Raw genomic sequence first — 11,655 nt, 5'->3', positions numbered from 1 at the left:
GTGTGGCCCAGCTTGCCAAGCGCGCGCGCCCAATAATGCGCCCCGCCACAAGCTTCCAGGGCGACCAGACAGGATGGCTGCGCCGCGAAGAACTCGAGCACCTTGGCCCGCATCAGGCGCTTGCGGAACACCACCCGCCCGGTCGCATCCGCCCCGTGTGCTTGAAATACCCGCTTCGCTATATCCAGCCCGATTGTGTTAGCCTGCCCCATGGACGCCTCCCCTGGTGATAGCTTGACACCTTCACCTTGGCACATTGATGCCGTCGGGGGGCGTCCACACCATCAGACCCGCTGCCCCATCAGCTCGGCCGGCGCGCCCTCGCCGAGCGCCTCCACCACGCCCGCGCCGTCGCTGTGCGGGATGATGAGCGGCCACTCATTGGCGTAGGAGGTGCCGGCGCGGCGGTAGATATCCGCCGGATTGACGCCCGAGGCCTCGAGCCGCACCCGCACCTCGCCCGGCGCCGGCTCGGGGAGCGGTCGCTCGCCGTGCTGCAGCACCTCGCGCAATGGGCCTGTCCGCTCGTACCAGACGGCGCGCATCAGCCGAGCGCCACCACGCATTCGATCTCGAGCAAGAAGTCCGGCACCGGCAGCGCGGCGACAACGCTCGTCGTCCGCGCCGGCAGATGCGCGGGCGGGAAGGCGGCAGCATAGAGCCGGTTCATCTCCCGCACATCGCCGGCCCGCGTCAGCAGGACATTGGTCTTGATGACATGGGTGATGTCCGTCCCCGCCTCGGCCAGGACGGCATGCAGCGACTTCATCACCTCGGCAAACTGCGCCGCGAAGTCGCTGGACACGAGGCTGCCGTCCGGCGCATAGGGACCGATGCCGGAGACATAGAGCGTCCGCCCATGCCGCACCGCGACCGAGAGGGGCGGGAAGGGCCGCCCGTTCCTCGGCGGGGCGAAGCGCTCGATATCCGCCATCTCAGGCCGCGCAGCGCACGAGCTTGCCGGGCAGCGCGCCGGTGGCTTCGCCCCGGCGGTAAGTGACGGCGCCGGCGACGATCGTGGCCTCGTAGCCGCGGGCCCGCTGCATCAGCCGCCGCCCGCCGGCCGGCAGGTCGTAGAGCATCCCCGGCCGGTCGAGCGCGAGCGCATCGAGGTCGATGACGTTGATGTCGGCCCGCATGCCAGTGCGCAGCACGCCGCGGTCGGCAAGCCCCACCGCCCGCGCCGTGTCGCTGGTCTGGCGCCGGATCAGCTCCTCGACCGGCAGGCCGCGCTGCTTGCCCCAGTAGCTGAGCAGGAAGGTCGGGAAGCTGCCATCGGAGATGAAGCCGACATGCGCCCCGCCATCCGACAGGCCGACAATGGTGTTCGGGTGCCGCAGCAGCTCCGCCGAGGCGTCGAGCGTGTAGTCGGCATAGTTGGTCAGCGGGCAGAACAGGAAATTCTGCCCCTCATCGGCCAGCAGCATGTCATAGGCGACCTCCTCCGCGCTGCGGCCCTGCCGCACAGCCTCGGCGGCGACGCTGCTCTCGCGCGGCGGGGCGTAGTCCGGCGGGTCGCCGAAGGGAAACATCCGCTCGAAGGAGAGCCGGGTGATCAGCGGGAAATTGCTGCCGCTGATGCGGTCCTCGCCGAGGATGCGCGCGCGCAGCTCCGGGTCGTGCATGGCGGCGACGCGCTCCGGTACCGGCAGGTGGGCGATCGCCTTGTAGCTAGGTGCGCCGCTGAACGGGTTCTGGCTGCCGAGCAGGCCCATCAGGATGCCGATCGGCCGGGGCGGGAAGACCGGGCGCATGCTCACGCCCTCGGCCGCCGCCTTGTTGGACAGTGCCAGCAACTCCTTCCACACCTCGGTCCGGTCATGCCGCTGAGTGAGCGAGAAGACCATCGGCCGTCCGCAGGCCTCGGCGACGCGGCGGAGCATGGCGAATTCGGTGGCGGCATCCGGCAGGTTGAAGTCGGAGACCACTTCGAGGAAGCCGGCGCCGATCTCCTTCAGCCCCATGGCGATGCCGGTCAGCTCGTCCTCCTGGGCGCGCAAGGTCGGGGTCGGGTCGCCCTTCAGCGTCTTGTGGCTGATGGTGCGGCTGGTCGAGAAGCCGAAGGCGCCGGCCTGCACCGCCTCGGCCACGATCTGCCGCATGGCGGCGATGTCGGCCTGGTTCGCCGGCTCCAGCGCCAGCGCCCGCTCGCCCATGACATAGACGCGGACGGCGGCATGCGGGACGAGCGCGCAGATGTCGATGTCGCGCGGCTTGCCGTCGAGCACGGCGAGGTACTCGGAGAAGCTCTCCCAGGTGAAGTCGAGCCCCTGGGAAAGGACGGGGGCCGGGATGTCCTCCACGCCCTCCATCAGCTCGATGAGCTGCATCTCCTGGCCGGGATGGACGGGCGCAAAGCCGACACCGCAATTGCCCATCACCGCCGTCGTCACGCCATGGATGGCCGAGGGCGCCAGATGGCTGTCCCACACCGCCTGGCCATCGTAATGGGTGTGGATGTCGACGAAGCCCGGCGTCACCAGCTGGCCGGCGGCGTCGATCTCCTCCCGCCCGCGCGGGAGGTCGGGGCCGATGGCGCTGATCCGCCCTCCGCTGATCGCGAGGTCAGCGACGTAACCCGGCGCACCGGTACCATCGACGATGGTGCCGCCGCGGATAACCAGATCCTCTGCCATGGCCCGCTTCCTTCCTGCTTATGCTTGGAAGGAAGCCTAGGCCCGGCGCCAGGGGCTGAGAACCCTAATCCGGCATTGCCGCGGCCTCGTAACCGACCGGCACCGCGGCGCGGACCGGCATGGCGAGCGTGGCCCGAAGCTGCGCCAGCATCGCCTCGGCCGCCTCGCCGAGCTCTGACTCCGGCCCGGCCACCGCCTCCACCGCGGCCAGCGCCCGCGCGCGCTCCTCCTGCCCCGGCAGCAGCCGCGTGAGGGTCGCCAGTGCCTCGGCCGGCGCGATGCTGGCGATCACCGTCTGCCGGCGGATCATCGCCTGCCGCTCCTCGGGCGTCATGGCGGCGAAGGGCTGCTCCGTCGTCAGCAAGGCATTGGAGCGTGCCAGGCGGGAGCGCCGCACGCCGCCCCGGGCGCGGGCCAGCAGGATCATCATGCGGATGACCGCCGCCGCATAACCGCCCTCGGCGATTTGGGCCAGGGCCTCCCGCAGTTCGGGCACGGTGGCCTCGGTCGCCGGCGGCGGGGCCTCGGGCGGCTCGGCCTGGGCGACGCCCCAGGTGCCGAGCGCACCGTAGAGGGCGTGGAAGGCATACTCGGTCCAGCCGTCGCGGATGTCGCGGTAGAGGTCGAAGCTCCGCTCCACGCCATCGGCCCAGAGCCGCTCCCAGGCGAGGAAGGGGTTGGTGGGCGCCACCGGCCGCCGGTCCGCCCGCACCTGCTCGGCGAGCGGCGCGACGGCGGCCATCGCCGGGTTGCGGTCGCTGAAGAGCGTGCGCCGCAGCCGCATCGGGTGCAACTGCCGGCGCAGCTCGGCCGTCCGCTCGGTGCTGAGCTGGCGGATGAAGGGCGCGGCGAAGAGGTCGTAGACCGACTGGTTCAACGCCGAGATCCGGGCGACGGCGGGGAAGGCCTCGTTCTTGGCCTCGCCGCTGCGGGCGCGGATATCGGCCATGGTCCGCTCCTTGAGCTCGACCTGCCAGCCGCCGTTGCCGCCTTCCGTGGTGATCAGCATCTCGTAGAGGCCGGGGGCGACGCTGTCGATCAACTGCAACGTCTCGGCGATCTCGGTATGCTCCTTCAATGCGATAGCGCCCGAGACGAAGATGCCGAGATGGCCGATATCTTCGTGCATCAGGTAGACGATGGTCTGGCCGAGCGTCTTGATCTCCTGCTCGTCGCGGTACACGTCGGCGATCCAGCGCAGCGCCTGGCCGGGCGGGGTGATGTTGTCGCCGGCCGAGGCGAAGACGATCACCGGGCTGCGCACCGCGCGCATGTTGAAGGTGGCGCCGCCACCGGCGCTGATCTCGCCGCGGGCGAACTTGTCGCCGATGAACAGGTTCTCGACGATCCAGCGGATCTCGTCGCGGTTCATCAGGAAGTAGCCGCCCCACCAACGCTCGAATTCGAGGAAGCGCGGCGTCTCGCGGTCCACATTGGCGTAGAGGTTGTAGTACTTCTTGAACCAGGTGTTGGCCGGCGACAGGCTCTCGAAATTGAGCACAAGGTTGGCGCCGTCGAACTTGCCGTTGCCGAGATCGGCCATCAGCGCCGCCGGCCAGGAGCCACCGGCGAGGCCTCCCAGATAGCGCATCGGGTTCCGCCCGCGCTCGCCCGCCCAGTAGGAGAGCGGCGCGCCGTTCAGCACGATGGCGCCGGTGAGGTCGGGCTGGGAGGCGCCGAGCATCATCACCGCCCAGCCGCCCTGGCAGTTGCCGATGACGACGGGCTTCGGCGCCTCCGGGTGGAGCTTCGCCACCTCGCGCAGGAAGATGCCCTCGGCATGGGTGATGTCGAGGATGGTCTGGCCCGGCTCCGGGTCGCGGAAGAAGACGACGAAGTAAACCGGGTGGCCGCGGCGCAGCGCCACGCCCACCTGGCTGTCCGACTTGAAGCCGCCGATGCCGGCGCCATGGCCGGCGCGAGGGTCGATGATGACGAAGGGCCGCAGCTTCGGGTCCTGTGGCGCGGCGCCCTCGGGGCGGCGGATGCGGACCAGGGCGTAGTTGCAGGGTCGCGGCAGGGTGCGGCCGTCCACCACCATGTCCCAGGGGAAGAAGAGGACGGGCGGGCAGCCCTCCGCCTCATGCTCGTAGAAAGTGTTGCCCGCCTGGCGCAGGGCATCGAGGTAGAGGATGCCACGCTGGGTCGCATCCACCGCGTAATCTGTAGCCGCGGCGAGCAGCGCGGCCGGGTTGGCGGGCAGCGGCGGCGGAGCCGGCGGCAGGGTGGTGGGGGCGAGCTGCGCCGCCTGCCGCGTCGCCACATCGGCGAGGGTCCGGGCCTGGTCGACAATGCGCGACATGGTTTCGGCGCCGCGAGCCAGCAGCTCGCGGCCCGGAGGGGGGGTGACCACGGTCATAGGCGTATTCCTTGATTTTGGCCGGATGCTGCGACGCAGCAGAGGCAAAGTCCAGTCGAATGCTCGGAAAGGCGGTGACATGCCGAAATCTTTGGGCCTAGCCTCGGTTCCGGGGAGAACCGTGCCGTGCCGCAAGCCGTGAAACGATGTGTCGCCCTGCCACCGGAGCAGGTCCAGTTTGTCGATACGATGGTGGCATCCGGGGCCTATGAATCGAGCGGTGCGGTGATGCGGGCGGCGCTGCGGGCGCTGCAGGCCCGCGATGCCGCCATGGAACGCTGGGTGCTGGCGCAGGTCGTGCCGGTCCTCGGGGCAATGCATCCCAGCCCCGCCACCGGGCTGGCGGATGACTACCTGCGGGCTGCCGTGCGACGGCAGGAGGCGGTCTGGCTCGGCGAGGACCGTTAGCGCACCAGGATGTAGTGCATCGTGAAGTCGATGGTCACGCCGTTGGGGTCGGCCCCGGGCGGGAAGGCGGGCAGCGTGGCGCCGCGGAACATCGACACAAGGCCCGCATCGAGCCAGACCGAGCCCGAAGGGCCGATCAGCCGCACCGAGCGCACCTTGCCGTTCGGCTCGGCGATCACCTGCACCCGGCTGCGGCCCTGATGGCCCGCTTCGACGGCGCTGGCCGGGTAGCGCTTGTTCTCATCGACCCAGCGGCGGAAGGCGTTGCGCCAGTCCGGCCCGACCTGGGCGCCGCGCACATCCGCCTCGGACTCGGTCGAGTTGCGGCCGAGGGTCGCCAGCGGGCCGGGTGACAGGTCGAGCCGCGAGCGCGGCGCGCCGGGCGGCGCCGAGGGCGTGGCGGGCGCGAGGTTCCGCGCCTCCGGCATCCAAACGCCGGGCAGCCGCTGCGCCGGCGCGGCCGGGCGGGTGGCGGTCTGCGGCGGGGCGGGGGGCGGCGGGCTCGGGCGCGGCACCTCGCGCGGCAGGGGGATGGGCGGGGGTGGCGTCGGCAGGGCCTCGGCCGCGGCCGGCGGGGGTGGCGGCGGGGCCGGGGCGGGCTCGGCGAGCTGGGTACGGGGCGGGGCGGGCGGCGGCGGGGCCGGCGGCAGCGGCAGGGGTGGCGCGGGCGGAGCGGTGGCCTCGGGCGTCGGCGGCGGCTGGGCCGGCTGCGGGATGGAGGGCGGGCTCACGGGTGCGGGGGGCGGCGCTTCCTGCTCCGGCCGGGCTTCGCCCTGCTCGTCGCCGGGGCGGCCCGGGGCGCCGGATTGGTATTCCACCTCGAAGGAGGGCGGCGGCAGAGGCTCGGGCGGCCGCTCGCGCGTGATCGCCGCGAGGACGACGAGGGCGAGGAAGGCGAGATGCAGCAGCACCGAGCCGACCAGCTCCGGCCGCAGCCGCCGCCAGGAGCGCTGCGCACGAGGGATGCGGCGGCGGCCGGGCCGGAGCGCCGGCTCGGCCCGGAGGGTCGGGGCTGTCACGCGGCGCGGTCAGCCCTGGCTGCCGGGTCCCTTGCCGCCCGCCATCGGTGTGAACAGGCGAAAGAGGCCGGCCATGGCGTCGCGCATCTGCTCGGGCGTCTGAGGGGCCAGCGGCATCCAGGTCCGCAGCAGCGCCTCGGGCGAGAGGGCATCGACGGCGTCCAGCATCTGCTGCTGCATCTTCGCCAGCACCGCATCCTGCATCGGCCGCAGATCGGGCAGGCCAAGGAAGGTGCGGGCCTCCTCGGGCGTGCAATCGATCTCGACGTTGATCTTCATGGACGAGGCTACTCCGCGCGGCTCAGCCCATATGGACCGGACCCGGCGACTTCGCCAGCGCGGTTACGTTTTGTTGGCGAGGCTTAACGTCCCTGCAGGGGCGGCGTTGCGCCGCAGCCTGAGGCGATTAGGCTGGCACCGAGCCGACGGAGCCCGCCATGCTGCGATTCAGCAATTTCCTCTTCACCGAGAGCCGCGAACCGGAGAGCGATTCCCGCGTCATCCGCGAATGCCTGGAGGAGGCGAAGCTCTGCGACGAGCTAGGCGTCGAGGTAATCTGGCTCGCCGAGCACCATTTCGACGGCAATTGCGCCTATGTCGACCCGACCACCTTCGCCGCCGCGGTGCTGGCGGCGACGAAGCGGGTGAAGGTGGGGTTCGCCGTGGCGCAGGTCTCGCTGCATCACCCGATGCGGCTGGCCGAGCAGATCGCGCTGCTCGACAACCTGGGCGAGGGGCGGCTGGTCGTCGGGCTCGGGCGCGGCACGGCCTACAATGTCTACGAGTACCAGGGCTACGGCATCGACTGGCGCGAGGCGGGGGCGCGCTATGCCGAGGCCGAGGCGATCATGCTGGAGGCCTGGACCAACAAGACGGGCGTCCGCCACAAGGGGCAGTTCTGGGACATCCAGGCACCAAGGCTGCGGCCGGAATGCTTCACCCGGCCGCATCCCGTGGTGCTGCGGGCGGCCTCCTCGGAGGAGGGGGCGCTGCATCTCGCCGAGCGCGGCTTGCCCTTCATGATGAATGTCCAGTCGCTCGAGGTGACGCGGCAGCGGCTCGCTGCCTATCGGGCGGCGCTCGCCAGGGCGGGGCATGACGAGGCGCATGTCGCCCGCTGCCTCGACGAGAGCTGGGTTTGGCGCAACGTCGTTGTCGCCGAGACGGATGCCGAGGCCGAGCGCATCGGCATCCCCGCCTTCGAGGCGATGCAGGAGCAGCGGCGGGTGATGCGCGAGCGGGTCTATGCCGAGCAGGGAATCCGCATGGTGGAGGAGCGGGTGCCGCCCCCCCGGGCGCAGGTGGAGAGCGCGCTGATCCATGGCTCGCCGGCGACGGTTGCGGCAAAGATGGCGGAGATCGACCGCATGGGTGTCGGCGGGGTGATCTGCTCCTTCCGGCTCGGGCCGATGCCGGCGGAGGTGGCGAACGAGTCGATCCGGATGTTCATGACGCGGGTGGCGCCGGAATTCGGGCCGCGGGCGGTCGCGGCGGAGTAGCGCCGGGGCGTGGGCCCCGGCGCGGTGGCGGCCTCAGCTCGGGGAGCGGCCGCCATGGCTGTTCTGGCCGCCCTTGCGGCCCGCCTCGGCCGCCTTCTCGCGGTTATTGGCGAAATTGCCGGGGTTGTTCTCCTTGCCCTGGCTCATGCCGCCCATGTGGCCGGCCTCGCGTGCCTTCTCGCGGTCATTGGCGAAATTGCCGGGATTGCCCTTGCCGCCGCCGCTGGAGCCCTGTTGGTTCGCCATCGGTCGTTTCCCTTTTCCTTTTGGTGGGGGCGGGGGTTGCGCACCCGCCCGTTGCCATAACGCGGAAGTGCGCCGGCGTTTCCCGCAGGCGTTGAGCAACTCCTGGGCTCCTGGCGGTGACCCGCCTCAAATCTTCAAGCCGGGTCGTTGCAGATCAGTGGGTTGGGGGCGGAATTTAGGAGTTGAGGAATTTAGGCGGTGCGGCAGACCCGGGAGGCGTGGCCGGCTGGCACGGTCGTGCAGGTGTGGCCGGGCTGTCGGCTTCAGGCAGCCGGGCGCGCGTTTGCTTGTGATTTTTATCCTATAAAATGCCAGACGTAACGATGCAAGCCTAATCGGCGGTGATGTTGGCCTCGAGCACGAGCCTGGCCATGGCGGAGCGTTCGCGCTTCAGGAAATCGGCGAATTCGGCGGGGCTGTTGCCGAGCGCCAGCGCCCCGAGGGCGGTCAGGCGCTCCGTCACCTTGGGGTCGCGCAGCGCGGCCTGGCAGGCCTCGTACAGCCGCTCGGCGATGGCGGGTGGCAGGCCGGCGGGGCCGTAGAGGCCGTTCCACTCGGTCTGGTCGTAGCCGGGGAAGCCGAGCTGGGCGACGGTCGGGATCTCCGGCAGGGTCGGGATGCGGGAGGCGGAGGAGGCGGCCAGGGGGCGGAGGCGGCCCTCCTGCGCCAGGGCGGCGGCGCTGGCGACCGTGGCGAAGCCGAAATCGACGTCGCCGGCGAGCACCGCCGCCAGCGCCGGGCCGCCGCCGCGGTAGGGAACGTGGCTGAACTCGACTTTCGCCCGGTCGGCCAGCACCGCCGTTGCGATGTGGTTGGAGATGCCGTTGCCGGAGGAGCTGTAGGTGAGGCGGCCCGGCTCGGCGCGCGCCTTGGCGAGCAGGGCCTCGAAGCTGCGGTAGGGGCTTTCGGGGCGGACCACGAGCAGCAGCGGATAGACGGTGACGCGGCTGATGGGCGTGAAGCCGGTGACGTAGTCGAAGGGCAGGCCTCGGAAGAGCGCCTGGTTGACGGCCTGGTTGGCGGCATCGACCAACAGGGTGGTGCCGTCGGGTGCGGCGCGGGCGACCTCCGCCGCACCGATGGTGCCGCCGGCGCCGGTACGGTTCTCGACCACGGCGGGCTGGCCGAGGAAGGCGGTGAAGGCGGGCGCGAAGAGGCGGGCGGTGGTGTCGGCGCCGCCGCCGGGGGAGAAGGGGACGATCAGGCGGACCTGCCGCGACGGTGCCCATTGCGCCAGGGCATCGGGGGCAAGGGCGGGGGCGGCAAGCAACGAGGCGGCGAGGGTGGCCATCTGGCGGCGGGCGATGGGCATGGCGGCTGTTTCCCCGATTGCGGCGATGGTGGCGGCGAGGGCGGCCGGGCGCAATGAGTGAGCGAGATCGCTAACCAGCTTAGCGATCAGTCGGCGCGAGCAGGCTCAGGTAGCGGGTGCACGGGGCGTCGGCTCAGGGGCGGGCCGCGTCGACGGCGGGGCGAGGAATGGGGCGAAGGCCCCGGCGGTGCTGCGGCTGGCGGCCTTACCGCGCCGTCGCTTCGGCCGCCTGGAGCCCTTCAGCCACAGCGTGGCCAAACGCGGCTGGCTTTCATGCCGGGTGAAGGGTTTTGGCTTCCGTTACGGGCTTCCGACCCGTAATGCTGGACGGCGCCCGGGTTGGCGGCCGGGCGTGGGGTGGCCGGCGGGCCCATGGGTCGCGTTCCGGGGACGGGGAGAATTCGTGGCAGCCGGTCAGCCTGTTTTGGGACGCCTGCTGCGCCGGCCGACGCTCGGGATACGCCTCGCCACGCTGGTCCTCGCGGTGGCGCTGCCGCTCGTCCTGCTCAATCTCGCGCTGGTCGGCATCGGCTACCGAAATGCCAGGGAGCATGCGAGCGGGGAGGCGCTGCATGTCGCGCGGGGGTTGGCCCTGGCCATCGAGGGCGAGCTGCGCGGCCGGACCCTCGCGCTCGAGGTGCTGGCCGGCTCGCCGGCCCTGGCGGGGGGCGACCTCGACACCTTCCGCACCCAGGCCGAGGCGATGGTCGCACGCCAGGCGCCGGGGGCCAGCATCCTGCTGCTCCGGGCCGATGGGCAGCAGCTGATGAACACCGCGGCGCCGCGCGGGGCACCCCTGCCAGCGCGGGCCAACCAGGCGAACCACCGTCGCGCGCTGGAGACCGGGAGGCCCTCGACATCCGACCTGTTCTTCGGCCAGGTCGTCGGCCGGCCGGTGGTGGCGATCGATGTGCCGGTGCCGCATTCGGGCGGGGCGTCGGGGCTGGTCCTCTCGCTCAACCCGCCGCTCGATGCCTTCGATGCGCTGATCCGGCGGCAGCAGCCGGGCGTCGACTGGATCATTGCCGTGGCGGACCGCGCCGGGGTGCGGGTGGCGCGCATCCCGGAGCCGGAGCGCTTCGTCGGCCAGGCGATGACGGCGGCGCTGCTGGAGCGCTGGAGTTCCGGCGCGGCCGAGGCGGTGATGGATGCGATCAGCCCGGATGGCGACCGGGTGATCACCGCCATCGCCCGCCTGCCCGAGCCCTATGGCTGGGGGGTCGCTGTCGCCGTGCCGCGGGAGACGCTGACCCGTCCGGCCCTGGAGACGATGGTGGCCCTGCTGGCGGGCGAGCTGGCGGTGCTCGGGCTCGGGATCGTCCTCGCGCGGCGCATCGCGCTCGGCGTGCTGCGGCCGGTGACGGCGCTGCTGCGCCGGGCGGCGGCGCCGGATGAGGCGGAGCTGCCGGCCCGCGCGGAGCCGCTCGGGCTGCCGGAGGCCGACCGGCTCGCGGAGGCGCTGCTGGCCGAGGCGCGGCGGCGGCGGGCCGCCACCGCATCGCTGGTGGATAGCGAGCGGCGGCTGCGGCTGGTCGTCGCCGAGCTGAACCACCGGGCGAAGAATGCGCTCGCCACGGTGCAGTCGCTGGCCTTGCAGACGGCGCGAGGCGGGGCGGGGAGCGATGCGGCGCAATTCGTGCCGGCCTTCACGGCGCGGCTGCAATCCCTCGCCCGCGCGCATGACCTGCTGACGGCGGTGGCCTGGGAGGGGGCGGCGCTCGATGTGGTGGTGCGGAGCGGGCTGGCGCCCTGGCTGGGTGAGGGGAAGGGCGAGGGGAAATCGCGCTTCGTGCTGGAGGTGCCGCCCGGGGCGCCGATGCCGCAGCTGCCGCCCGGGCAGGTGCAGGCGCTGATCATGGGGCTGCATGAGCTGGCGGTGAATGCGGTGAAGCATGGCGCCCTCTCGGTGCCGGAGGGGCGGATCGAAGTGCTATGCCGGGCCGACCCCGCGGGGGCGGCGGCGGTGATCGACTGGCGCGAGATGGGCGGGCCGCCGGTGGAGGGGGCGCCGGCGCGGCGGGGCTTCGGCACGCGGCTGCTGGAGCGCGCGCTGGCGCATGACCTCGGCCCCGGGGCGCGGGTGGTGCTGAAGTTCGAGCCGAATGGGTTGCGGGCGAGCATCCGCTTCGCGCCGCGGCCAGTGGTTCAGGAGGGGGTGGAGGCGTGAGCCGGGCGG

General features: G+C 71.9%; 11 protein-coding genes and 1 pseudogene. 3 read left to right on the top strand and 9 right to left on the bottom strand.

The window, feature by feature from the left end; genetic code table 11:
- The 5 genes and pseudogenes from EP26_RS33350 to EP26_RS20670 form a co-directional block, all read right to left on the bottom strand.
- A pseudogene (locus EP26_RS33350) lies at positions 1–212 on the bottom strand (IS110 family transposase); the annotation flags it as partial.
- Positions 213–284: 72 nt separating this feature from the next.
- Positions 285–545, bottom strand: a complete 261-nt coding sequence (locus EP26_RS20685; RefSeq protein ID WP_043341442.1) for an alcohol dehydrogenase catalytic domain-containing protein — start codon at positions 543–545, stop codon at positions 285–287.
- Positions 545–934, bottom strand: coding sequence for a RidA family protein (locus EP26_RS20680; RefSeq protein ID WP_043341440.1), 390 nt, complete (start codon positions 932–934; stop codon positions 545–547). The genes EP26_RS20685 and EP26_RS20680 overlap by 1 nt, the downstream gene beginning before the upstream one ends.
- A gap of 1 nt (position 935) precedes the next feature.
- Positions 936–2,636, bottom strand: coding sequence for an N-acyl-D-amino-acid deacylase family protein (locus EP26_RS20675; protein WP_043341438.1), 1,701 nt, complete (start codon positions 2,634–2,636; stop codon positions 936–938).
- 64 nt (positions 2,637–2,700) lie between these two features.
- Positions 2,701–4,995: a DUF3141 domain-containing protein gene (locus EP26_RS20670; RefSeq protein WP_052389444.1), complete on the bottom strand. Its 2,295-nt coding sequence runs from the start codon at positions 4,993–4,995 to the stop codon at positions 2,701–2,703.
- Positions 4,996–5,121: 126 nt separating this feature from the next.
- Between EP26_RS20670 and EP26_RS20665 the strand changes: the two genes are divergently transcribed.
- Entirely contained in the window at positions 5,122–5,403 is a 282-nt protein-coding gene (locus EP26_RS20665) for a ribbon-helix-helix domain-containing protein (RefSeq protein WP_043341437.1), read from the top strand.
- Here EP26_RS20665 and EP26_RS38205 read toward each other — a convergent pair.
- The gene (locus tag EP26_RS38205) at positions 5,400–6,422 is read right to left on the bottom strand and encodes a TonB family protein (protein ID WP_043341435.1); all 1,023 of its coding nucleotides are present in this window, start codon (positions 6,420–6,422) and stop codon (positions 5,400–5,402) included. The genes EP26_RS20665 and EP26_RS38205 overlap by 4 nt on opposite strands.
- 9 nt (positions 6,423–6,431) lie before the next feature.
- Positions 6,432–6,701 carry a DUF6489 family protein gene (locus tag EP26_RS20655; RefSeq protein WP_043341432.1) on the bottom strand — a complete coding sequence of 90 codons (270 nt, stop codon included), beginning with the start codon at positions 6,699–6,701 and terminating at the stop codon, positions 6,432–6,434.
- Between the two features lie 158 nt (positions 6,702–6,859).
- Between EP26_RS20655 and EP26_RS20650 the strand changes: the two genes are divergently transcribed.
- Positions 6,860–7,921: an LLM class flavin-dependent oxidoreductase gene (locus tag EP26_RS20650; protein ID WP_043341431.1), complete on the top strand. Its 1,062-nt coding sequence runs from the start codon at positions 6,860–6,862 to the stop codon at positions 7,919–7,921.
- Positions 7,922–7,954: 33 nt separating this feature from the next.
- Here EP26_RS20650 and EP26_RS20645 read toward each other — a convergent pair whose 3' ends face one another.
- Both EP26_RS20645 and EP26_RS20640 read right to left on the bottom strand, forming a co-directional pair.
- Positions 7,955–8,167 (bottom strand): con-10 family general stress protein, encoded by a 213-nt coding sequence (locus EP26_RS20645; protein WP_043341428.1) that lies wholly within the window; start codon positions 8,165–8,167, stop codon positions 7,955–7,957.
- Positions 8,168–8,498: 331 nt separating this feature from the next.
- A complete protein-coding gene (locus tag EP26_RS20640) occupies positions 8,499–9,479 on the bottom strand; it encodes a Bug family tripartite tricarboxylate transporter substrate binding protein (protein ID WP_052389443.1) in 981 nt (326 codons plus the stop codon).
- A gap of 403 nt (positions 9,480–9,882) precedes the next feature.
- Here EP26_RS20640 and EP26_RS20635 point away from each other — a divergent pair, with 403 nt between their 5' ends.
- The gene (locus EP26_RS20635; protein WP_157033645.1) at positions 9,883–11,646 is read left to right on the top strand and encodes a sensor histidine kinase; all 1,764 of its coding nucleotides are present in this window, start codon (positions 9,883–9,885) and stop codon (positions 11,644–11,646) included.
- The last annotated feature ends 9 nt before the right edge of the window (positions 11,647–11,655 follow it).

The sequence above is a fragment of the Belnapia moabensis DSM 16746 genome (genome assembly GCF_000745835.1).
GTDB classification, from domain to species: Bacteria; Pseudomonadota; Alphaproteobacteria; order Acetobacterales; family Acetobacteraceae; genus Belnapia; species Belnapia moabensis.
This window is presented reverse-complemented; position numbering and strand designations above follow the sequence as displayed.

Excerpts from the sequence above, each read along its gene's own strand:
- EP26_RS20685 (WP_043341442.1), bottom strand. The coding sequence starts at position 545 with ATGCGCGCCGTCTGGTACGAGCGGACAGGCCCATTGCGCGAGGTGCTG.
- EP26_RS20680 (WP_043341440.1), bottom strand. The coding sequence starts at position 934 with ATGGCGGATATCGAGCGCTTCGCCCCGCCGAGGAACGGGCGGCCCTTC.
- EP26_RS20675 (WP_043341438.1), bottom strand. The coding sequence starts at position 2,636 with ATGGCAGAGGATCTGGTTATCCGCGGCGGCACCATCGTCGATGGTACC.
- EP26_RS20670 (WP_052389444.1), bottom strand. The coding sequence starts at position 4,995 with ATGACCGTGGTCACCCCCCCTCCGGGCCGCGAGCTGCTGGCTCGCGGC.
- EP26_RS20655 (WP_043341432.1), bottom strand. The coding sequence starts at position 6,701 with ATGAAGATCAACGTCGAGATCGATTGCACGCCCGAGGAGGCCCGCACC.
- EP26_RS20650 (WP_043341431.1), top strand. The coding sequence starts at position 6,860 with ATGCTGCGATTCAGCAATTTCCTCTTCACCGAGAGCCGCGAACCGGAG.
- EP26_RS20645 (WP_043341428.1), bottom strand. The coding sequence starts at position 8,167 with ATGGCGAACCAACAGGGCTCCAGCGGCGGCGGCAAGGGCAATCCCGGC.
- EP26_RS20640 (WP_052389443.1), bottom strand. The coding sequence starts at position 9,479 with ATGCCCATCGCCCGCCGCCAGATGGCCACCCTCGCCGCCTCGTTGCTT.